17 protein-coding genes are annotated in these 21746 nt (G+C 73.7%); 7 read left to right on the top strand and 10 right to left on the bottom strand.

Going from position 1 to position 21746, the window contains the following annotated elements; genetic code table 11:
- Positions 1-235 precede the first annotated feature (235 nt).
- A complete protein-coding gene (uvrB, locus tag FLX08_RS06190) occupies positions 236-2347 on the bottom strand; it encodes an excinuclease ABC subunit UvrB (protein WP_142617221.1) in 2112 nt (703 codons plus the stop codon).
- Between the two features lie 239 nt (positions 2348-2586).
- On the opposite strand from uvrB, the gene FLX08_RS06185 reads away from it, so the two are divergent.
- The 3 genes from FLX08_RS06185 to FLX08_RS06175 are packed head-to-tail and all read left to right on the top strand — an operon-like array spanning position 2587 to position 5098.
- Entirely contained in the window at positions 2587-3624 is a 1038-nt protein-coding gene (locus FLX08_RS06185; protein ID WP_142617220.1) for a hypothetical protein, read from the top strand.
- Positions 3621-4283, top strand: a complete 663-nt coding sequence (locus tag FLX08_RS06180; RefSeq protein WP_142617219.1) for a hypothetical protein — start codon at positions 3621-3623, stop codon at positions 4281-4283. Before FLX08_RS06185 ends, FLX08_RS06180 begins: the two co-directional genes overlap by 4 nt.
- A complete protein-coding gene (locus tag FLX08_RS06175) occupies positions 4256-5098 on the top strand; it encodes an inositol monophosphatase family protein (protein WP_142617218.1) in 843 nt (280 codons plus the stop codon). Before FLX08_RS06180 ends, FLX08_RS06175 begins: the two co-directional genes overlap by 28 nt.
- A gap of 91 nt (positions 5099-5189) precedes the next feature.
- Here FLX08_RS06175 and FLX08_RS06170 read toward each other — a convergent pair whose 3' ends face one another.
- The 6 genes from FLX08_RS06170 to FLX08_RS06145 all read right to left on the bottom strand — a co-directional run bounded on the left by FLX08_RS06170 (position 5190) and on the right by FLX08_RS06145 (position 10599).
- Positions 5190-5795 (bottom strand): energy-coupling factor transporter transmembrane component T family protein, encoded by a 606-nt coding sequence (locus FLX08_RS06170; RefSeq protein WP_142617217.1) that lies wholly within the window; start codon positions 5793-5795, stop codon positions 5190-5192.
- Entirely contained in the window at positions 5792-6466 is a 675-nt protein-coding gene (locus tag FLX08_RS06165) for an energy-coupling factor ABC transporter ATP-binding protein (RefSeq protein ID WP_142617216.1), read from the bottom strand. Before FLX08_RS06165 ends, FLX08_RS06170 begins: the two co-directional genes overlap by 4 nt.
- Positions 6467-7612, bottom strand: coding sequence for a thiolase family protein (locus FLX08_RS06160; protein ID WP_142617215.1), 1146 nt, complete (start codon positions 7610-7612; stop codon positions 6467-6469).
- Between the two features lie 14 nt (positions 7613-7626).
- Positions 7627-9003, bottom strand: coding sequence for an AMP-binding protein (locus tag FLX08_RS06155; RefSeq protein ID WP_142617214.1), 1377 nt, complete (start codon positions 9001-9003; stop codon positions 7627-7629).
- Between the two features lie 7 nt (positions 9004-9010).
- Positions 9011-9598 (bottom strand): biotin transporter BioY, encoded by a 588-nt coding sequence (locus FLX08_RS06150; RefSeq protein ID WP_244312446.1) that lies wholly within the window; start codon positions 9596-9598, stop codon positions 9011-9013.
- A 155-nt stretch (positions 9599-9753) separates the two neighbouring features.
- Positions 9754-10599 (bottom strand): NAD(P)H-binding protein, encoded by an 846-nt coding sequence (locus FLX08_RS06145; RefSeq protein ID WP_142617212.1) that lies wholly within the window; start codon positions 10597-10599, stop codon positions 9754-9756.
- Positions 10600-10708: 109 nt separating this feature from the next.
- On the opposite strand from FLX08_RS06145, the gene FLX08_RS06140 reads away from it, so the two are divergent.
- Positions 10709-11113, top strand: coding sequence for a winged helix-turn-helix transcriptional regulator (locus tag FLX08_RS06140; RefSeq protein ID WP_142617211.1), 405 nt, complete (start codon positions 10709-10711; stop codon positions 11111-11113).
- 39 nt (positions 11114-11152) lie between these two features.
- On the opposite strand, the gene FLX08_RS06135 is transcribed toward FLX08_RS06140, so the two are convergent.
- A complete protein-coding gene (locus FLX08_RS06135; protein ID WP_142617210.1) occupies positions 11153-12343 on the bottom strand; it encodes an ArsB/NhaD family transporter in 1191 nt (396 codons plus the stop codon).
- 76 nt (positions 12344-12419) lie between these two features.
- On the opposite strand from FLX08_RS06135, the gene FLX08_RS06130 reads away from it, so the two are divergent.
- Positions 12420-18218, top strand: coding sequence for a WD40 domain-containing protein (locus FLX08_RS06130; RefSeq protein WP_142617209.1), 5799 nt, complete (start codon positions 12420-12422; stop codon positions 18216-18218).
- A 66-nt stretch (positions 18219-18284) separates the two neighbouring features.
- Here FLX08_RS06130 and FLX08_RS06125 read toward each other — a convergent pair whose 3' ends face one another.
- On the bottom strand, positions 18285-18845 hold the full coding sequence (locus FLX08_RS06125; RefSeq protein WP_142617208.1) for a TetR/AcrR family transcriptional regulator: 561 nt from the start codon (positions 18843-18845) through the stop codon (positions 18285-18287).
- Positions 18838-19674: an alpha/beta fold hydrolase gene (locus FLX08_RS06120; RefSeq protein ID WP_142617207.1), complete on the bottom strand. Its 837-nt coding sequence runs from the start codon at positions 19672-19674 to the stop codon at positions 18838-18840. The genes FLX08_RS06125 and FLX08_RS06120 overlap by 8 nt, the downstream gene beginning before the upstream one ends.
- A gap of 124 nt (positions 19675-19798) precedes the next feature.
- On the opposite strand from FLX08_RS06120, the gene FLX08_RS06115 reads away from it, so the two are divergent.
- Positions 19799-20416, top strand: a complete 618-nt coding sequence (locus FLX08_RS06115) for a TetR/AcrR family transcriptional regulator (protein WP_244312445.1) — start codon at positions 19799-19801, stop codon at positions 20414-20416.
- Positions 20417-20470: 54 nt separating this feature from the next.
- A complete protein-coding gene (locus FLX08_RS06110) occupies positions 20471-21649 on the top strand; it encodes an aromatic ring-hydroxylating oxygenase subunit alpha (RefSeq protein WP_208761283.1) in 1179 nt (392 codons plus the stop codon).
- The last annotated feature ends 97 nt before the right edge of the window (positions 21650-21746 follow it).

Below are 21746 nucleotides of genomic sequence, written 5' to 3'. Positions count from 1 at the left end.
TCGGCCGCATGGCCGGGCACCGGGTGATGCCGCCTCGCCCGGGCCGGCGGGCCCAGGCGGTGACGGCACGGTGGCGTCCGGTTGCCTTATCACCAGCGCCGGCCGCGGGCCCGGCGGTTACATGCTGAACCCCGCGGCTCGCCTCGGGCCGACGTGCCCGGGCGAGTACGGCGCGGTCATGCGCCCCCGCTGCGGTGAGGGGCGCTGGGCGGATGATCGCGCGGTCGCCGGGCCGTTACTTCACGCCGGCCTCGCGCATGTCGCGGACCTCCCGCTTGAGCTCCTTGATCTCGTCGCGCAGCCGGGCCGCCACCTCGAACTGCAGGTCGGCGGCGGCGGTGTGCATCTGCTCGGTCAGCGACTCGATCAGCGACTCCAGCTGGGCGCGCGGCATCTCCCCCGCGATCGCCTTCGCGTGCTGGCCCGCGCCGCGGGAGGCGAGGCCCGGCACCGGCGCCTTGCCGCGCGACTGCTGCCGCCCGGCGCCGCCGAGAAGCTGCGCGGTGTCGGCGTCCTCGCGGACGAGGCTGTCCAGAATGTCGGCGATCTTCTTGCGCAGCGGCTGCGGGTCGATGCCGTGCGCCTCGTTGTAGGCGATCTGCTTGGCCCGGCGCCGGTTGGTCTCCTCGATCGCCCGTTCCATGCTCGGCGTGATCTTGTCGGCGTACATGTGGACCTGGCCGGACACGTTGCGGGCCGCGCGGCCGATCGTCTGGATGAGCGAGGTCTCCGAGCGCAGGAAGCCCTCCTTGTCGGCGTCGAGGATCGACACCAGCGACACCTCGGGCAGGTCGAGGCCCTCACGCAGCAGGTTGATGCCGACCAGGACGTCGAACTCGCCCATGCGCAGCTCGCGCAGCAGTTCGATGCGGCGCAGCGTGTCGACCTCGCTGTGCAGGTAGCGGACCCGGATGCCGTTGTCGAGCAGGTAGTCGGTGAGGTCCTCGGCCATCTTCTTGGTGAGGGTCGTGACCAGGACCCGCTCGTCCCGCTCCGCGCGGGCCCGGATCTCCTCCATGAGGTCGTCGATCTGGCCCTTGGTCGGCTTGATGATCACCTCGGGGTCGACCAGGCCGGTGGGGCGGATGACCTGCTCCACCACATCGCCCTTGCTCCGGCCCAGCTCGTACGGCCCCGGAGTGGCGGAGAGGTAGACGGTCTGGCCGATGCGCTCCAGGAACTCCTCCCACTTGAGCGGGCGGTTGTCCATGGCCGACGGCAGGCGGAACCCGTGGTCGACCAGCGTCCGCTTGCGCGAGGCGTCACCCTCGTACATCGCGCCGATCTGGGGGACGGTCTGGTGCGACTCGTCCAGCACGAGCAGGAAGTCGTCGGGGAAGAAGTCGAGCAGCGTGTGCGGCGGGGTGCCGGCCTCGCGGCCGTCGATGTGCCGCGAGTAGTTCTCGATCCCGGCGCAGGTGCCGACCTGGCGCATCATCTCGATGTCATAGGTGGTGCGCATGCGCAGCCGCTGGGCCTCCAGCAGCTTGCCCTGCCGCTCCAGGTCGGCGAGCCGCTCGACCAGCTCGGCCTCGATGCCGGCGATGGCCCGCTCCATCCGCTCGGGACCGGCCACATAGTGGGAGGCGGGGAAGATGTGCAGCTCGTCGTCCTCGCCGACGACCTCGCCGGTGAGCGGGTGCAGCGTCGCCAGCTTCTCGATCTCGTCGCCGAACATCTCGATGCGGACGGCCAGCTCCTGGTAGACCGGGATGACCTCGACGGTGTCGCCGCGCACCCGGAAGGTGCCCCGGGTGAAGGACAGGTCGTTGCGCGTGTACTGCATGTCGACCAGCCGCCGCAGCAGCTGGTCGCGCTCGATCTGCTGGCCGACCTTGAGCCCGACCATCCGGTCGACGTACTCCTGCGGCGTGCCCAGGCCGTAGATGCAGGAGACGGAGGCGACCACCACCACGTCGCGGCGCGACACCAGCGACCAGGTCGCCGAGTGGCGCAGCCGCTCGACCTCCTCGTTGATCGAGGAGTCCTTCTCGATGTAGGTGTCGCTCTGCGGGACGTACGCCTCGGGCTGGTAGTAGTCGTAGTAGGACACGAAGTATTCGACCGCGTTGTTCGGCAGCATCTCGCGCAGCTCGTTGGCGAACTGGGCGGCCAGCGTCTTGTTCGGCTGCATGACCAGCGTCGGCCGTTGCACCCGCTCGATGAGCCACGCCACCGTCGCGGTCTTGCCGGTGCCGGTCGCGCCGAGCAGGACCGTGTCCTTCTCACCCGCCCTGACGCGGCGCTCCAGCTCCGCGATCGCCGTGGGCTGGTCGCCGGACGGCGTCATGTCGGTGACGACCTGGAAGGGCGCGACCTTCCGGTTCAGGTCCATCATGGATGTCATCGCCGTTCAGCTCCTCACTCGCCCCGTCCACCGGCGCGGGCGGCCGCACAGAGCACTCGGGCCCGCTCCGGTTCACCTCCATAACCTACGCGTGCCGACTGACAATTCCGGTCCCGTCGCCCGCTCCGCCCCTCGCTTCCGCGCCGCCGCGCCCGGGCAGACCGACCCTTTGCCGGACCATGACCCTGTCGTTACGATTCGAGTCGGGGCCGACACTGACGGGATGGCGGGGCTGACCTATGGCGGGGTTACGGAGTGCCGTCGGCCGGTCACTCACCTGGGCGGCCAAGAACGTCGACGGGGCCATCGCCCTCGTGCTGGCCGTGGCGGTGGGTGTGCTCGGCGTGCTGCCCGACCGCCTGATTTCCGACGAGGTGAAGACGCAGCTCGTCAGCGGCACCACTCTGGTCGTCCTGGCCCTCGTCGCGACCGCGCTGCTGCGCGACCGCGTCAGGCAGGAGCCCGTCGAGGAGGCCATGCACGCGACCTCCGGCGTCCTCGCGCGGCTGCCCGAGCGCCTCGACCGCCTCGACGAGCTGGAGGACCTGGTCGCGGGCACCCGCAGGGCGCTGCAGGACATGTCGGTCATCCGCGTCCTGGTCAGTCAGCGCGAGATCGCGCAGGCGCACGCGGACGCCCGCCGGGGCACCGACCGCTGGACGTTCAAGGGCGGCACCGGCACCTATATGCGCGCGGTCACGCTGCCCGAGTTCGTGGCCGCCGCGCGGCGCGAGAAGCGGCACCTCACGGTGCGCCTGGAGATCATCGACCCGACGGACGAGGCGGTGTGCGAGAGCTACGCGCACTACCGCAGGTCGCTGTCGGACCGCCCCGACGGCACCGGTGAGGTGTGGACGACCGACCGGGCCAGGAAGGAGTCGTACGCGAGCGTCCTGGCCGCGTTCTGGTATCGCCAGCGCTACGGCCTGCTCGACATCGCGGTGGGGCTCTCGCCGGTCATGACGACCTTCCGCTGGGACATGTCGGGCCGCGCCCTGATCATGACGTCCGAGGACCCCAACCGGGCCATCATCGCCTTCAGCGGCTCGTTCTTCTACGAGAGCTGCGGCACCGAGCTGCGCACGAGCTTCGAGCAGGCCCGGCGCGTGGCGATCGACCGCTACCGGTCGGTGCCGCTGAGCGACGAGCCGACCGTCGAGGAGGTCCGCAGGCTGTTCGAGCGCGTCGACCTCGCCCTGCCCAAGTCGTTCACCGACCGCGACGTGGTCGAGGTCACCCGCAAGGCGCTGCGCGCCAAGGATCCGTACGCGCCATGAGATACGGGGACGTGTTCGACGTGCTCGCCGGCGGGAGCGCCCGCGAGTGGGCCCTCGGCGTGCTCGGCGAGATCGCAGAGGGTGGCTCGCGCGGCTCGGGGATGCGCGGGGTGCGGCATCCGCTGGGATTCCTCTGCCTGCCGCTGGTCCGCGAGGGAGAGCTCGGGGCGTGCGTGCACGTGTGGACCGCCGCCGCCCGGCGCGCCCGCAGCACCACCTCTCAGGTCCACAGCCACAGCTGGGACCTGCTCAGTTACGTCCTGTACGGCCAGGTGCGCAACGTCCACGCCGTGGTGACCGACACCGACCGGTCCCCCACCCACCGCGTCTTCGAGGTCGTCAGCACCCCGTCGGGCGACGTCATCCGCCCCACCCCGAGGACCGTGGCGTACGCCCCGGGACGCGCCGAGCTGTTCGGCGCCGGGGACACCTACACGCTCGTCGCGGGCGCCTTCCACAGCAGTGTCATCCCCGAGGACGGCGAGGCCGCCACCGTGGCGCTCGGTCGTGGCCGGCCGGGCCTGAACGACCTGTCGCTCGGGCCGCTCGCCACGCCGCTCCACCACGTCGGCCGGGAACGCCTCGACGACGCCGAGACCGCACGTGCCGCCGAGCTGGCCAGGAGGAGCCTGTGGACCTCGAACACGCCAGGCGGGTAGCCGTCGAGGCCGCCCTGGCCGCCGGGTCCGTGCTGCGCGAGAGCGCGCCGGGAGCGGTCGCCGTCCACGACAAGGGCGGGTCGGGCGACGTCGTGACCGACCTCGACGTGGCTGCCGAGAAGCTGATCCTCGACCGCATCCGGGCGGAGTTCCCCTCCCACCGGATCGTGGCCGAGGAGTCGGGCGTCCACGGCGGTGACCGTCCGGAGGGCGGATGGACCTGGCTGGTGGATCCGCTCGACGGCACGAACAACGTGGCGATCGGCCTTCCCGCGTACGTCGTGGGCCTGGCGTTGTGCGCGGACGGCCGCCCGGTGCTCGGGGTGGTCCACGAGCCGCTCTCCGGCCGCACCTGGTCGGCGGTCAGCGGCGCGGGGGCCCACGGGCCGGCGGGGCCGCTGACCGGGCCGCCGCGGCGCGACCTCCGGCACGGGCCGGTGCTGGCCTGGACGCAGGGCCACGGGGTCTCCCGGCTGGACCCGGCGGCGCGGTCGCTGAAGATGACGATGGACGCCCGCGCCCGGCGGGTGCTCCAGCTCTGGGCGCCGCTGCTGTGCTGGGCCATGCTCGCGCGGGGCGACATCGACGGCATGATCGGCTACCGCGCGGAGGGGCTCGACCTGCCCGCCGGGGCTCTCATCGCGCGGGAGGCGGGTGTGGAGATCGTTGGGCTCGACGGCGGGCCTTTCGAGGCGTCCGCCGAGGGCCCGGCCGAGGACCGCAGCTTCGTGGCCGCGCCGCCACGCCTCGTCGGGGACCTGCTCGACCTGGTCGCCGAGGCCCGCCGCCTGGCGCCCGCCCTGCCGCCGCTCTGACCTGCCGCAGCGGTCTGGCCCGCCGCCCTGCTCTGACCGGCCACCACCCCGCTCCGGCCCGCCACCGACGCAGGAAAGCCGTCGAGGCTCTTCAGTCGTCGAGACCGCGTGCGGCGAGCGCCTCGCCCAGCGCGTCGGCGTGCCGCAGGGCGCCCACCACCAGCGGGACGGCGAAGGCGCGCGGGCTCCGCTCGACCCCTCTGGCGCGCTGGGCCTCCCGCACCCGGGTGACCAGATCCGCGATCACCGGCACGCTCCGCAGCGTGAGCGACAGCAGCAGCGACAGGCGGAACGGATCGAGACCGGCGAACCTGGCGGGAGCGAGACAGCGCTCCAGAGCGGCCATGACGGCGCCGGTGCGCGTGGTGAGCGTGACCAGCCCGGCCAGGGCGACGGCGAGCACGACCCGCAGCGTCGAGGACGCCGCCGTGGGCAGGTCCGCGAACACCAGCTGCACGCCGAACAGGGCCACGGCGAACCAGCGGACGGGCCGCACCTGCGCCCAGGCGGCGGCGAGCCCGACCCCGGAGACGGCGTACAGCAGCACGACGACGGCCGCGGCCCCCGCGAGCGCCGCGGGCCCGCGCAGCAGCAGGAGCGCGGTGCAGGACACGGCGAGCCCGGCGAGCTTGACCCCGGCGGGCAGCCGGTGCAGGAGCGAATCGCCGGGCACGTAGGCGCCGGTGAGCCCGCTCACGCCATCATCTTCCTGTAGTGGGCGATCGCGGCGGCGGGCTCGGCGTCGGCGACGATCCGCCCCTCGTCGATCACGAGCACGCGGTCGAAGTCCTCCAGCAGCGGAAGATCGTGGGTCACCACGACCACCTGCTGCGGAAGCGTCCGCAGCAGCGCGGCGACCTGCCTGGAGTGGCGCAGGTCGAGCAGCGTGGTCGGCTCGTCCATGACCAGGATCTCCGGTTCGAGCACCAGCACCGAGCAGAGGGCGAGCAGCTGCTTCTGGCCGCCGGACAGGTGATGCGCGGGGTGGTCGGCGTGCTCCCCCAGGCCGTACCTCTCCAGGACCTCCCGCACCCGGCGCTCGACCTCCTCGCGCCGCAGTCCCTTGCGGCGCAGCGAGAAGGCCACGTCCTCGGCAACCGTGGGCATCACGATCTGGGCGTCCGGGTCGGTGAACAGGAACCCCACGCCGCGCCTGATCCGGGCCGCGTGACGGCGGGTGTCGAGCCCGGACACCGTGACCGTGCCCGAGGTCGGCAGGACCAGGCCGTTGACGAGGCGGGCGAGCGTGCTCTTGCCCGAGCCGTTGGCCCCGACCACGCCCACGCGGCGCTCGGTCAGCGAGGCCGTGACGCCGCGCAACACCTCGCGCTGCCCGAGCCGCACATGGACGTCCTCCAGCCGGATCACTCACACCACCTCGAACAGGGCGGCGATCCCGAGACCGCCGCCGACCGCGACCGCCGCGAGGCCCAGGGTCCCCGGCGGCGCTCCCAGAAGCCTGCTGAACAACCGGGTCACCACCACCGCTCCGCTCGCGCCCCAGGGGTGGCCGAGGGCGAGCGCGCCGCCGTCGGCGCACACCCGCCCGGAGTCGGCGCCCAGGGGATCGAGGCCGAGCGCGTCGGTGACCGCGAGCACCTGCGCCGCGAACGCCTCCACGATCTCCACCGCCGCCACCTTCTCCAGGTCCGTTCCGGTTCGCCGCAGCACCCGCCGTACGGCGGGCACGGGTCCCCACCCGGGCAGCGCGGGGTCGCAGCCGGCGACGGCGCCCGCCAGCAGCCGCAGGCCGGGCAGGCCCGCCGCGGCGCGCAGCCGCTCGGGCACGACCGCGACGGCCGCCGCACCGTCGCTCACGGGGGAGGAGTTGCCGGCCGTCACCGTACCGCCCGGCACGAACGCGGCGGGCAGCCGGGCCAGCGACTCCGGCCGCAGCACGCGCGGGCGCTGGTCGTCCGCGCGCCCGCCGATCGGGACGATCTCGCGGGCGAAGCGGCCGGCCTCCCGCGCGGCCAGCGCCCGCGCGTGGCTGCGGCAGGCGTACGCGTCCTGGCGTTCCCTGGTGACGCCGCGCGCGGCGGCGAGCGCCTCGGCGGCCGGGCCCATGTCCGGGTCGGGGTGCCCCTCCGGGGCGAACGGCGCCCGCTCGTACGGCACGTCCGGCTCGCCCTCCCGCCGGCGAACCCGCAGCGGCGCGGTGGAGGCGCTCTCGACGCCACCGGCGACGACGAGGTCCGCGTCGCCGCAGCGCACCGCCTGGGCGGCCAGCAGGATCGCGGCGAGCCCGCTGCCGCACTGCCGGTCGACGGTGACGCCGGGCACCTCGTGCCCCGTCCCCGCGGCCAGCGCGCAGACCCGGGCGAGGTTGCCTCCGGGCCCGGTGCAGTTGCCCAGCACCACGTCGTCCACCGGGACGCCGAGATGCGCCACGTCGCGGGCGACCGCCTCGATGACCGGCGCGGCGAGCCGCTCGGCCGTCAGGCTCCGGAACGCGTGCCCGGCGGTGCCGATGGGAGTGCGGCGGGCCGCCACGACGACCGCGTGCTCATCCATGTCACTCGTCCATGTCAGGTGAGCCGCCTCAGGCCGGGGTCGTCGCCGGCCGCCAGACGGGTGGCGAGGAGACCGCGGGCCGGCTTGCCCGCAGGGGTCCGGGGCAGGGACGCCGCGGCATACCAGCGCCGGGGCCGCTGCGCCGGGTCGAGCTCGGCCCGCGCCGCCGCCTCCAGCGCGTCCCTCGCCACGTCGGCGGCCCCCTCCACGACTGCGGTGACCACGGCGCCGAGGTAGGGGTGCGGCGTGCCGACCACGACCACGTCGTCCACTCCCGGCACCTTCCTCAGCACCTCCTCGACGTCCTCAGGCACCACCGTGGCGCCGCCGGTCTGGATCGCGCCGTCGCCCCGGCCGCGCAGCCGCAGGACCTCACCGGGCCGGTGCGGCTCCGCCAGGTCGCCGACGGTCATCCAGCCGCCGTCGTCGCTGCGCAGCGGGCCGGTCGCACCGGCCAGGTAACCCTCGCAGAGCCACGGGGAGCGCACCCACACCTCGCCCAGAGCCTGTCCGGGCGGCACCCTGACGTCGATCTCCACGCCGGGGAACGGCCGCAGCCCGGCGCCGTCGGCGTCCACGGCGACGAACGACAGCTCGGTCGCGCCGTAATAGGACACCACACGCACTCCGGCCGCCGCCGCCCGGGTCCTGGCGGCCACGTCGAGGGCGGCCCCGCCGACCACGGCGGTACGCAGCGGCCCTCCGGCCGCCTCCAGGGCGTCCAGTACGGCAGGCAGGCGGTGGGGCACCACGTGAATCGCGGTGGCCCGCCGCACCTGCTCCGCCAGCCCGCCGGGTGACCATCGGCCGGGCACCACGGCCGTCGCCCCCGCGGCAAGCGTGTGCACGGCGGCGAAGCCGTACAGGGAGGAGACCAGCGGGCCGGGGATCAGCACGACGTCGTCCGGGCCGATCCCGGTCAGCGCGTCCAGGTGGGCGAACGACGCGGTCCACGAGGCCCGGCCGCGCACCACGGCGCGGGGCCTGCCGGTGCTGCCGGAGCTGAAGCAGGCCCAGGTGAGGTCGTCCGGCGCGGGGCGGTGCTCCGCGGGCGGGCCGTCCGCCTCCGGCAGCGGGTCGTCGAAGCGGGCGGCGACCGGCACCGCGGCCATGACCTGCGCCCGCCGTTCCTCGCTCCAGGCGGGGTCGCACAGCAGCGGCGTGGCTCCCGCCAGGTCGGCGGCGAGCACGGCGACGAGCAGGGCCACCGGGTCGGCCTGGGCGACCGCGACGAGCGCGCCGCGCCCGATGCCCTGGTCGGCCAGGGCGCGGGCGGCACGACCGGCCCGGGCGGCGAGTTCGGCGTAGCCGAGGTCGCCTCGGGGGCCGGACACCGCGATCCGGCCGGGGTCGGCGGAGGCGTGCCGCAGGACCTGGGCGGCTACCGGCACGGGCGCGTCACCGCCCGCCCGCTCGCAGCCGCTCGCGGTGCACCGCGGGGACCGCGTCGGGATAGGCCCGCTGGGTGCCCCGCGCCACGATCGAGGCGAGCACCGCCTTGGCCAGGTCACCGGGCAGGAAGGCGGCGCTGAGCAGCGCCGTCTTGCCCAGGGACAGCCCGGTGACCAGGGCCTGCACGGGGATGCCGAACAGGTAGACCACGCCGACGCCGCCGGCCAGGCAGGCGGCCACCAGCCGCACCGTGGACGGCGTGCGCCCGCCGCGTTCGACGATCCAACCGGTCACGGCCGCGCCGGGAAGCCAGCCGATCAGGAAGCCGGCCGAGGGCCCGGTGAAGACGCCGAGCCCGCCGCGTCCGCCCGCCAGCAGGGGCAGCCCCGCGGCGACCAGCACGAGCAGGACCACGACGGCGAGGGCGGACCGCCACGTGCCGAGGATCGCCCCGGCGAGCATGACGCCGAGCGTCTGCAACGTGATCGGCACCGCGTCGCCGAAGATGTTCAGCGCGCCCGGCATGCCGAGCACGGCGATCAACGCGGCGAAGACGCTCACCCTGGCGATGTCGGCCGCGGGAAAGCGCCGCACATGCGGACTCTGTTCATCTGTCACGGATCGATCCCATACCAAGACCCTCCGTGCGGCGAATGAGGATTCCGACAAGTTTTCGCCGTGTCGTTCTCAGCACCGCCCATAGCCGCCGGCCGCCCGTGCCCGGAGCACCGGGGCGACCGTGTCACGGTTCACCGGAAGGCATCGACGTTGCGGTGGGCCCACTCGGCGAACGAGCGGGGCGCCCGGCCCAGCACGTGCTCGACGTCCGGGCTGAGCCGTAGTTCGGCCGCGTTGGGCTCGCCGAGGACGGCCAGCGAGGTCTGCACGGCCGGTTCCGGTATGAACGCGGCCATCACCGCGTGCGCCTCGGCCCGGGTCAGCTCCACGAAACGCACGGGCTCCCCGAGGGCCGCGCCGATCGCCTCGGCCTGCTGCCGGGGCGTGACGGCCGCCGGCCCGTTCAACACATAGGCGTGACCCACGTGTTCGTCCCCGCGCAGGGCCACGGCCGCGACCTCCGCGATGTCCGCCGGGTCGATCACCGGGATCCCGACGTCGCCGAACGGCGCGGCGACCGTCCGCTCGGCGCGCACCGACTCCGCCCAGGCATAGGCGTTGGACGCGAAGACGCCGGGCCGCAGGATCGTCCAGGCCAGGCCCGACTCGCGCACCGCTTCCTCGGCCGCCCGCATGACACCGCCGTGCGACTGCGACTCCGGCCTGGTCACCACGCCTTGCGAGGAGAGCAGCACCACCCGCCGGACCCCGGCGGCTCCGGCCACGTCCAGGATGGCTCTCGGGTCGAGCCCGACGCCGCCCGTGCCGCCGTCGTGCAGGAACAGGGCCTCGGCACCGTCGAGGGCGGGCCGCAGGGTCTCCGGCGCGGCCAGGTCGGCCCGCACGTGCCTGATCCCCCTCGGCAGGTCCAGCGGGGCCGTCCCCCTCGACACCGCCGTCAGCCGCTCCCCGGCCTCCGCCAAGGCGCGCACCAGCGAACGACCGACATTCCCGGTCGCACCCGTAACCACGATCATGGTGACTCCTGCGTCCTTCTCTGTGGTTTCTCGCGATGACGGCCGACGCTAACACCGTCGGTATAGTAGGTACCTAGAGGAAAGTAACTACCTCAGAGGGGTGCGAGCCATGACGACCGAGACGAGCCGGCCCGCGACCGATGCCAGCGCCGATGCCGCGGCCGACCCCGAACTCGCCTGCCCGATCTCCCCGGTCGTCGACATCGTGTTCAGCCGGTGGACCTCGCCCATCCTCTGGTCGCTCCATGCCTTCGGACGCCAGCGGTTCGTCGAGCTGGAGCGGCGCATCGAGAACATCACCCCCAAGGTGCTCACCCAGCGCCTGCGCCAGCTGGAGCGCGACGGCCTGGTCGTCCGCACCTACCATCCCGAGGTGCCGCCACGCGTCGAATACGAGATCAGCGAGCTCGGCCGCACGCTCTCGCCCCTCTTCGCACAGATCGCCGAGTGGGGCGCGGCCAACCTCGAGCACGTCGAACGGGCACGGCGACAGTACGACGGCCCGAGGGCGTGATCCGCGAGCGCCGGGACCCGCCCCGGCCGCAGTGACGCCTCAGGCGGTGAGGATCAGGACGGTCACCGTCGCGGCGAGGCCGATCACGGCGAGTCCCGCGCCGGTGGCGACGAACTTGGCCAGCGGCACCCGCACGTCTCCGCGCCGGCACCATTCGAACCACAGCAGCGTCGCGAGCGAGCCCCAGGGCGTGATCACCGGGCCCAGGTTGGTGCCGGCGAGCAGCGACAGCAGCTGCGTGTGGTTGGCCGCGGGGATCACCTGCTCGCCCGCGACGTACGCCGGGAGGTTGTTGAGCACGTTGGACAGCGCGGCCCCGGCGGCGGCCGCGCGGTAGGCGCCGTCCCCGTCGCCGCCCAGGCCGACGATCGCGCGCATCACGTCGGCCAGGCCGAGGCGGCTGAGCGTCGGGACCACGAGGAACAGCCCGGTGACGAAGACGAGCAGCCGCCAGGGGATCAGCGCCCACACGAGCTTGGCCCGGTCGCGCCAGGCGAAGGCGGCGACCACCCCGACCGCCGCGACGAGGGCCGCCACGCCGATCTCCACGCCGGCCAGGATCGCGGCGATGAACAGCAGGCACGCCACCCCCGCGACGCCGAACAGCACCCGGTCGGCCACCGGCACCGGAGGCGGCGGCACGTAGCGGTCCTCGCCCCGCTCGCCGCGCCGCCAGTAGAACGCCCACAGGAACGCCATCGTCACCGCGATCGACGCGGCCTGGGGCAGCCACATGCGCGCGGCGAACTCCTGCGTGGTCAGCGCGACCCGGTTCATGGCGAGGAGGTTCGTGAGATTGGAGACCGGCAGCAGCAGGCTCGCGGTGTTGGCCAGCCAGACCGTGGTCATCACCAGCGGCAGCGGCGCGATCTTCGCGCGCGGCGCCAGGGCCAGCATGACCGGCGTCAGCAGGACGGCCGTCGTGTCCAGGTTCAAGACGATCGTGACCAGCGAGGCGAAGGCCGTGCAGAGGAAGAAGAGAGCGGCGTAGCTCCCCCGGCCGACGATCGCGAGGCGGGTCGCGATGACGTCGAAGACCTGCGCCTCCTTGGTCAGCTCCGCCAGCACGATCACCGCGCCGAGGAACAGCAGCAGAGGGGCGATGCGTTCGACGCTGGCCCTGGCCTCCTCGGCCGGCAGCAGGCCGGTGGCCACGAAGACCAGGCCCGCCGCGAGCAGCCCGAACCTGATCCAGTCGAGAACGCTCAATCGCCGCAGCCCGGTCGCCACGCGCACACCTTATATCGGCGGCCCCAGGATGATCGAACCCCTCCAAACCGACGGTGGCAGCGGGGATACTGGGCCCATGACGCACACGGGGCGGGGGGACGCGCGGACCGAGATCTTCGTCAGCTACTCCCCCGCCGACGAGCGGTGGGCGACGTGGATCGCCTGGCAGCTCGAGGCCGCCGGTTATCGCACGATGCTGCAGGCGTGGGACTTCGTGCCGGGCACCAACTTCATCGACTTCATGGACCGCGGGGTCAGCGAGGCCGACCTGGTCGTCGCCGTGCTCACCCGCAACTACCTGGGTTCCCGTTACGGCAGGCTCGAATGGCAGGCGGCGCTGCGCGCCGATCCCGGCAACCCGTCCAACAAGCTCGTGACGGTGCGGCTGGAGGACGTCTCGCTCGACGGCCTGCTGTCCACGATCACGTGGGTGGACCTCCTCGGCGTGACCGACCCCGGCGAGGCGCGGCGGCTGCTGCTGACCCGGATCGGGCAGGCGCTGGCCGGCCGGGCCAAGCCGGCCGAGCCGCCCCGGTTCCCCGCGGGGCCGGGCACGCATGCCCTCCATCCGGCCGCCGAGCCCGAGCCCCCCGCCGTACGGGTGCCCCGGCCCCGGCGCGCCCCGGCGGCCGAGCCGGCCTTCCCCACCGCCGAGCGCGCGGGCGGCGCCTCCTCGGTGACCGTGCTGCACGTCGCCGGGCCCCGGTTCGGGCGCGGCCTGGCCGAGGCCGACGAGCCGCTCGACGCGGGCGAGCTGCAGGCGAGCGTCTGGGCCGACCTGACCCGCCTCGCCGACGCCGGAGTGCCCAAACCCGACCTGCTGATGGTCACCGGCGACCTCACCGAGTCGGGCAGCATCCGGGAGTGCGAGCAGGCCCTCGCGTTCCTCACCGGGCTCCGCGTGCTGCTGGGGCTCGAACCCGGGCGGCTGGTGGTCGTCCCCGGGCCGCGCGACGTCACCAAGGCGGCCTGCCGGGCCTACTTCGCCACCTGCGAGGCCGACGACGTGCGCCCGCAGCCGCCCTACTGGCCCAAGTGGCGGCACTTCTCCACGCTCTTCGGCGAGCTCTACCAGGGCCTCGACGGCCCGGCCTTCGACAGCGCCCAGCCGTGGACGCTGTTCGAACTGCCCGAGCTGCGCACGGTCGTCGCCGGGATCAACTCCACTATCGCGATGAGCCACCGCGAGGAGGACGACCACGGCTTCGTCGGCGAGGCCCAGGCGGCGTGGTTCGCCGAGCGGCTGCGGCCGTTCGAGGGCTGGCTGCGGATCGGCGTCGTCGCCCATCCCCCGCGCCCCGGGCTGCGCGACGCCGCCACCCTGGAACGGCTGCTCGGCTCCCGGCTCGACCTGCTCGTCCACGGGCGCGACGCCCGGCGCGGCGGGCCCGAGGAGGTCTGGGAGCTGGAGGGGCTGCCGTGCGTGCCCGCGCTCGCCCCGGGCCGTCACCAGATGCTCCAGATCACGCCACAGGGGCTGCGCCGGTGGACCAGGGACAGGCCGGACCTGGGCGACCCCGAGGCCCTGCCGTACGGCTGGCGCGGCTGGCGGCCGCAGACCCCCGCCGCGGCGGCCCCGGAGCCGCCGGCACGGGAGCCGGAGGAGCCCGCCGGTCCGGCCGACCTGCTGCTCGACCGGATCGCCGAGGTCTGCGAGACCCGTTTCGAGCGGGCCAAGATCCGCCGCGTCGCAGGCGAACCGCCGCGCCTGCTCGTCACCCACCCCGAGGACGGGTTCGTCCGCCAGGTCCTGATCGGCGCGCACGCCGGGGAGCTGAGCCAGGATCGGGTCGAGGCGTTCCTCGGTCACGTCCACGCGGCGGGGCTGGAGCACGCCGCCGAGCTGGTCTACCAGGGGCCGCAGCCCTCGCGGGCCTTACGTGACGACGCATTGCGGCGCGGCCTGCGGCTGCGCAGCTTCACCGAGTTTCAGGGCCTGCTCGACCTGTCGTCCTACGTGGCCGGGCAGACGGCCAGGCTGCGCGGCGACCGCCGCTATCCGCCCGAGCTGTACGTGCCGCAGCGGTTCAGGGAGCTCGACCGCGCCGGCGGCGAGGTGCGCGACGACCTGACCGACGAGCTGATGCGGCTGCTCGCGGCCGACCACGGGCGGTTCGTGCTCGTGCTCGGCGACTTCGGCCGGGGCAAGACGTTCTCGCTGCGCGAGGTGGCCAGGCGCATCCCCGCCGAGCTGCCGCACCTCACGCCGATCCTGATCGAGCTGCGCGCCCTCGACAAGGCGCACTCGGTCGCCGGGCTGGTCGCGGCGCACCTGGCCGACCACGGCGAGGAGCTGATCGACCTCAAGGCGTTCCACTACATGCTGCGCCAGGGCCGCATCGTGCTGCTGTTCGACGGCTTCGACGAGCTGGTCACCCGGGTGACGTACGAGCGGGCCGCCGACCATCTCGACACCCTGCTGCGCGCGGCGGAGGACAAGGCGAAGATCCTCGTGGCCGGGCGCACCCAGCACTTCAAGTCGCGCAGCCAGGTGATGACCGCCCTCGGGGAGAAGGTCGGCCTGCTGCCCAACCGGCGGGTGCTCAGCATCGAGGAGTTCACCGAGGAGCAGATCCGCGCCTACCTGGTCAACCGATACGGCTCGCAGCAGGCGGCCGACGAGCGCATGGCCCTGCTCACCGGCATCGGCGACCTGCTCGGCCTCGCGCACAACCCCCGCATGCTCAGCTTCATCGCCGACCTGCCCGCGGAACGGCTGCGCGCCGTCGCCCAGGCCGGGGAGGCGATCAGCGCCGCCGGTCTCTACCAGGAGATCCTCGACACGTGGCTGGCCTTCGAGGAGGAGCGCGTGCGCGGCGTCGCCGGGGCCCCCGGCGGGCTGACCCGCGAGGAGCTGTGGCGGGCCGCGACCACGCTCGCGCTGCGGCTGTGGGAGACCGGCGAGACCTACCTGCGCCCGGCGGAGCTGGCCGAGGTCGCCGACACGCTCACCGATCTGGCCACCGACGCGCAGGGCCGCGTGCCGTACGGACCGGCAGTGGCACCGGCCGTCGCGGACGGCGGCGCGGCCGCGGCAGGGCAGGGGATCTCGCGGCTGACGCCCGAGCAGGCCGTGCACGCCGTCGGAGCCGGCAGCCTGCTGGTCCGTACGGACGAGGGGTTGTTCGGCTTCATCCACGCCTCGGTGGTGGAGTGGCTGGTGGCCCGGCACCTGGCGGAGTCGCTCGACGGCGGCCACGCGCCGGGTCTCGGCCTGCGGCCGTTGTCGGCGCTCGCCGTCGACTTCCTGTGCGACCTGGCCGACGCCTCGCGGCTGCAGGCCTGGGCCGCCCGCACGCTCGCCTCCTCCGGTGCCGACGACGTCGCGCGGGCCAACGCCATCAAGGTGACCACCCGGCTGCGCACCTCCGCCGCCACCGACCTGCGCGGAGCCCGGCTCAGCGGCGAGGACCTGTCCTATCGCGAGCTGCAGGGCGTGGACCTCACCGGCGCCGACCTCACCGACACCCGGCTCGTCGGGGCCGACCTGTCCCACGCGGTGCTCAGGAACGCCCGGCTCGCGGGGGCGCGCCTGGACGAGGCCGTGCTGGTGGGCGCCGACCTGCGCGGCGCCGATCTCACCCGGGCCCGGTTCGCCCGCGCCGACCTGCGGGACGTCGCCGTCGAGGGCAGCCGCTGGGACCGTGCGGCGCTCATCGACGTCACCGGCGTCCCCCGGGGAGCGCCCGAGCTGCGCGGCGCGGCCGTCGCGCCCGCCGTCCCCGGCACGGACGGCGGCACGGACGGCGGCACGGACGGCGGCACGGACGGCGGCACGGACGGCGGCACGGTCGGCGCCGAGCTGGCCCCCGCCGTCGTCGGCGTGCCGTACGGCTATCACTTCAACAGCAGCCGCCTGCCCGAACCGGTCGCCTACGACCCGGGCGGGGGCGTGGTCGCCCTGGGCGGGGAGGACGGCGGCGTCCTGGTCTGCGACAGCGTCACCGGGTCCGCCCTGCGCACGCTGCAGGGCCACCGGGGCCGCGTCTACAAGGTCGCCTACGGCGAGGCCGGGCTGGTGACCGGCGCGAGCGACGGCACCGTGCGGGTGTGGGACCCGGCCACCGGCGAGCAGGCGCACGTCCTGCGCGGCCATCCCGAGGGCGTGTGGCCCGTGGTCACCTCGGGCGACCTGATCGCGGCCGGCGGCGCGGACGGGGTCATGCGGGTCTGGGCGTCCGGCGAGCTCGTGTGGGAGCTGCCGGGTCACACCGCCCCGATCTACACCGCCGTGTTCCTGCCGGGACTTCTGGCGACCGGAGACAGCGCGGGGGCGATCCGCGTGTGGGACCTCGCAACCGGGCGGGTGCGCCACCACCTGCACGGCCACAGCGGAGCCGTCTACCGCCTGGCCCTCAGCCCCGACGGCACCCGGCTGGCCGCCGGTGACGGCCAGGGCGTGCTGCGCGTCTGGGACCCCCGCACCGGCGCCGCGGTGCACCACCTGACCGGTCACCCCGGCCGGATCTACTCCCTCGCCTTCCACCCGGAGGGCCGGCTGCTCGCCTCCGGCGACACGGAGGGAGCCGTACGGCTGTGGGACCCGGCCACGGGCGAGTCCGCCGGCAGCCTCCCCGGCCACCGCGGTGCCGTCTACCAGGTCCTGTTCGACCCCACTGGCGAGCTGCTGGCGACCGGCGACAGCAACGGGGTTGTACGAATATGGGACCACCGCACGGGCCAGGTGCGGGCCGAGCTGACCGGGCACCGGGGCTCGGTGTGGCCGTTCGCGTTCCGCCCCGACGGGCGGCAGCTCGCGACCTCCAGCAACGACGGCACCGCCCGCCTGTGGGACCCGCACACCGGGCAGGCCGTCCAGACGATGCGCGGCCACGGCCGCCGCATCACCTCGGTCGGCTTCTCCGCCGACGGCGGCATGCTCGCCGCCTGCGGCAACGACGGTTACGTACGCCTGTGGGACCCGGTCACGGGCCGCCGCCTGCGTTCGCTCACGGGGACGGCCGACCGGCTGGTGTCGGCCGTCTTCAGCCCGGCCGGTCCGCTGCTGGCGACCGCGAGCAACGACGGCGGCGTCTACCTGTGGAACCCGGTGGCGGGCACGTACGAGCGGGAGCTCAACGTGGAGACCGACCACGTGTGGGCCGAGGCGTTCAGCCCCGACGGGCAGCTGCTGGCCACCGCGAACGACGACGACAGCGTGCGGCTGTGGTATCGCCCCTCCGGTCGGCAGGTCGCCAACCTCGCCGGGCACCGGGGCCGGGTCAGGTCGATCGGCTTCAGTCCCGACGGCAGGCTCGTGGCCACGGGCTGCGACGACCGCAACGTGCGGCTGTGGGACGCGCCGACCGGCCAGTGGGCGGCGACGCTGAGCGGCCACGACGACCGGGTGTACGCGGTGGCCTTCTCCCCCTCGGGTGAACTGCTGGCGAGCGCGAGCAACGACGGCACCGCCCGCCTGTGGGACGTCGCCTCCGGCGAGTGCCTGCACGTGCTCGCCGGCGGCGGGCGGCTGTGGACGGCCGCCTTCAGCCCGTCGGGCGATCTGCTGGCCACCGCCGGGGACGACCTCGCCGTCCACCTGTGGGACCCGGCCTCCGGCGCACGGGTCGGCACCCTCTCCGGCCACGGCCGCCGGATCTGGTCGGTCGCGTTCCACCCCTCCGGGGACCTGCTCGCCAGCGCCGGCGACGACGGCGTGGTGATCCTGTGGGACGTCCCCCGGCGCGAACGCCGCGCCACCCTGCTCGGCCTGCCCGAGGGATGGGCCGCGTTCTCCCCCGGCGGGCTGTACAAGCTGGAGGGCGACGTGACGGGCCAGTTCTGGTACGTGATCGGCATGTGCCGGTTCGAGCCCGGCGAGCTGGACGAATACCTGCCCGAGGTCAGGCGGCTGGCCCTCGACGAGCCGTTCTGACGGCGGAGGGCCGAGGCGAGGGGCTCAGCTCTCGCGGGCGGTCCGCAGCCCGGATGCACGGAGGGCTCAGCTCTCGCGGGCGGTCCGCAGGCCCGCCATGACCATGTGGGTCAGCAGGGCGTGGCTCTCGTCGAGGTCCTCGGCGAGCTGGAACGCGCCCGCGGCCTCCAGGACGGCGAAGCCGTGCATCGCGGCGCGCAGGCAGCGGACCGCGTGGATCGCGGCCGAGCCCTCCAGCCCGTACGCCCGAAGCGCGGCGAGCATGATGCCGACCAGCCGGTCTCCCGTCTCGGCCGTCTCGGGCCGGGGCGCCTGGATCAGCGCGGAGTAGCGGTGCGGATGCCGGGCGGCGTAGGAGCGCCAGCCGTCCATCAGGGCGCGCAGCGCCTCGTCGCCGGACCGGCCGAGCACCGCCTCGCTCGCGACCTCCACCAGCTCGCCCATCACCCGCCCGGACACCAGGACGCGCAGCTCGGCGAGGTTGCGTACGTGCTTGTAGAGGGAGGGCGTGGCGACGCCCGCCCGGCCGGCGACCGCGGACAGGGTGAGCGCCTCGGGGCCCTCCTCGTCCACGATCCGCAGCGCGTGGTCGACGACGGCGTCCGGGGACAGGGCGGCCCTAGCCACGCACGCGCTCCTTGAGGAACGCGAGCATCGCGGCCGCGACCTGGTCGGGGTGCTGCGCGTGCGGGTAGTGCCCGGCGCCCTCGATCATCACCACCTCGCCGAGCCCCTGCGGCATCCCGGCGACGATTCCGTCCGCCTCCGCCCGGGGGTCGGCCCAGTCGGGGTCGTGGGTGCCCATGACGACCAGGGCGGGGCAGCGGATGTCACCGAGGTGGGCGCCGGCGTCCGTGGGGGCGGACGTGCCCATCGCGCTCACGACGGCCATCCGGCCCGGCCTGCGCAGGTCGCCGTCCAGGGCGGCCAGGTAGTCCGCCCAGTCGGCGGGCTTGACGCCGGGGTAGGCGTGGTCGAGGTAGCTCTTCCACAGCCCGATGCTGCGGAAGATCGCCACGCCCATGAGCCGCGTCATGCCCTTGCGGTAGTGACCGTTGCTCAGCAGCCCGCCCAGGTCGGGCTTCTGGGCGCGGGTGAAGGGGCCGACCTCCACGATCGCGCCGACCAGCTCCGGCCGCCGCGCCGCCGCGATGGTGGCCGCTCCCCCGGCGAACGAGTGCCCGGCGACGACGGCCGGCCCGCCCAGGTGCTCGATCAGGGCGACGATGTCGTTCGCGGTGTCGGTGCGGGTGTAGGAGTCCCAGCCGAGGCTCGACTCGCCGTGCCCGCGCAGGTCCACGGTCGCCACCCGATATCCGGCGGCGGTCAGCGCCGGGGCGAGGAAACGGTAGGCGCGACGGCTGTCGCCCATGCCGGGGACCATCACGATCAGCGGCCCCTCCCCGGTCACGTCGTACGCGATCTCACCCTCGCCGATCTTCAGGAACTCGGTCATCTTCGCCCTCCAGGCTCATTGTTATAGCCGAGAGGCTAATGACGTTAGCCACTGTCGTCAAGGCGGGCCAGCCCTGGGGAACGGCCACTGACGCGGCCCTCCCGCCGTCGCTAAGGTTGTGGAGATGAGCCCGAGGCCCGTGCGCGCGATGGACGCCGACGAGAAGGTCGACCGGCAGGCGCGGATCCTCGAGGCGGCACTCCGGCTGCTGTCCCTGCAGGGCATCTCCGGGGTCAGCATGCGCGCCGTCGCACGCGAGGCCGGGGTCTCGCTGGGGCTGGTGAACTACCACTACGAGGACAAGACGAGCCTGATCCGGGCGGCCCTGCGCCGCATCGAGGAGCTGGACATCGCCCTGGTCGAGCCGGACCCCGCCCTGGAACCGGAAGAGCGGCTGCGTGCCGCGCTGAAGCGGGTGGCCGATCCGGAGTTCCTGACGACGGAGTATCTGTCCCTGCGGCTTCAGCTCTGGGCGCTCGCCCAGGCCCACGAGGACTTCGAGCGCATCAACACCGAGGCCCAGAAGCGCTACCGCGCCGGGCTCGCCGCCCTGATCCAGGCGGCCCGCCCCGAGTTGCCGGCGGACGAGTGCGGCAGGCGGGCCGCCGACATCGACGTGATCCAGAACGGCCTGTGGCTCACCGCCCTGCTGGGGCTCGATCACGCCTCGATCAGCAGGAACGTCGCCCGCTGCGAGGAGATCGCGCTCGCCGGCCCACCGGCGGCGCAGCGACAGGACTGAACGAACGTCCAGGAATATATTGAACGATCGTTCAGACGCTCGTATGCTCCGGCCATGGCTTCAGTCACGATCGACGACGTACGCCGCGTCGGCACCGGATATCACGAGGACCCCGCACGATCGATGTCGTTGCGCGCCGAGACGTACACCGACCCGCGGTGGCTCGACGTCGACCTCCGGGCGATCTTCGCCCGCACCTGGCAGTGGATCTGCCACGTGGAGAAGCTCGCGTCCCCCGGCAGCTACGTGTCGGCCACCGTGGCCGGCATGCCGATCGCGGTCGTGCGTGATCGAGACGGAGCGCTGCGCGCGTTCTACAACGTCTGCAAGCACCGCGCCCACGAGCTGCTCACGGGGTCCGGCACCACGCGCAACATCGTCTGCCCCTACCACGCGTGGACCTACAGCCTGGACGGACGGCTGAAGGCGGCCCGCCGGGCCGACGCGATGGAGACCTTCGACAAGAACGAGATCTGCCTCGACCAGGTGCAGGTGGAGGAATTCGGCGGCTTCGTCTACGTGAATCTGGACCCGGCCGCCGTCCCCTTGGCCGAGCAGGCCGGAGATCTGGCGGCCGGCATCGCGAAGTGGGCTCCCGACGTGGCCGGGCTGACCCACGCGAAGCGGCTGACCTACGACATCGCGTCCAACTGGAAGAACGTCATCGACAACTTCCTGGAGTGCTACCACTGCCACGTCGCCCACAAGGAGTTCGTCGACCTCGTCGACATGGACACCTACGAGGTGAAGACCCACGGCATCTGGTCGAGCCACTTCGCCGAGGCCGGCACGCACGACAACGCCGCGTACGACGTCGCGGGCGCGTCGGTCACGCAGCACGCGGTGTGGTGGCTGTGGCCCAACACCTGCCTGCTGCGCTACCCCGGGCGGGGCAACTTCATGGTCCTGCAGGTCATCCCGGCCGGTCCCGGCCGCACGCTGGAGACCTGGGACTTCTACTTCGAGACGGCCGAGCTCCTGGACGCCGAGGTGGAGGCGGTGCGCTACATCGACGAGGTGCTGCAGCAGCAGGACATCACGATCGTGGAGAGCGTCCAGCGCGGCATGAACACCCCGGCCTTCGACCAGGGCCGCATCGTCTACGACCCGTCCGGCTCGGGGCTGTCCGAGCACGGCGTGCACCACTTCCACGGCCTCGTCCTCGACGCCTACCGGTCGTGGGTGGAAGGCGCCGCCGCCGGGCGCACCCGCGAGGAGCGGCTCCAGCGGTAAGCGCTTCGAGCGCGGTGGCGATGACGACGCGGGAGGGGCAGCGAGCCGCCGCCTCACTGCCGGCCTCCGGCCCGCAGACGGCTTTACGTTGTAGATT

This window comes from Microbispora hainanensis, from assembly GCF_006874475.1.
Classification (GTDB): domain Bacteria; phylum Actinomycetota; class Actinomycetes; order Streptosporangiales; family Streptosporangiaceae; genus Microbispora; species Microbispora hainanensis.
The sequence above is the reverse complement of the archived record's forward strand: the minus strand, read 5'-3'. Positions and strand labels throughout refer to the sequence as shown.

What these genes read in the sequence shown, in the direction of transcription:
- FLX08_RS06120 (WP_142617207.1), bottom strand. Translation starts at nt 19,674, where the DNA reads ATGACCGAGTTCCTGAAGATCGGCGAGGGTGAGATCGCGTACGACGTG.
- FLX08_RS06110 (WP_208761283.1), top strand. Translation starts at nt 20,471, where the DNA reads ATGGCTTCAGTCACGATCGACGACGTACGCCGCGTCGGCACCGGATAT.
- FLX08_RS06140 (WP_142617211.1), top strand. Translation starts at nt 10,709, where the DNA reads ATGACGACCGAGACGAGCCGGCCCGCGACCGATGCCAGCGCCGATGCC.
- FLX08_RS06115 (WP_244312445.1), top strand. Translation starts at nt 19,799, where the DNA reads ATGAGCCCGAGGCCCGTGCGCGCGATGGACGCCGACGAGAAGGTCGAC.
- uvrB (WP_142617221.1), bottom strand. Translation starts at nt 2,347, where the DNA reads ATGACATCCATGATGGACCTGAACCGGAAGGTCGCGCCCTTCCAGGTC.
- FLX08_RS06180 (WP_142617219.1), top strand. Translation starts at nt 3,621, where the DNA reads ATGAGATACGGGGACGTGTTCGACGTGCTCGCCGGCGGGAGCGCCCGC.
- FLX08_RS06160 (WP_142617215.1), bottom strand. Translation starts at nt 7,612, where the DNA reads ATGGATGAGCACGCGGTCGTCGTGGCGGCCCGCCGCACTCCCATCGGC.
- FLX08_RS06145 (WP_142617212.1), bottom strand. Translation starts at nt 10,599, where the DNA reads ATGATCGTGGTTACGGGTGCGACCGGGAATGTCGGTCGTTCGCTGGTG.
- FLX08_RS06185 (WP_142617220.1), top strand. Translation starts at nt 2,587, where the DNA reads ATGGCGGGGTTACGGAGTGCCGTCGGCCGGTCACTCACCTGGGCGGCC.
- FLX08_RS06130 (WP_142617209.1), top strand. Translation starts at nt 12,420, where the DNA reads ATGACGCACACGGGGCGGGGGGACGCGCGGACCGAGATCTTCGTCAGC.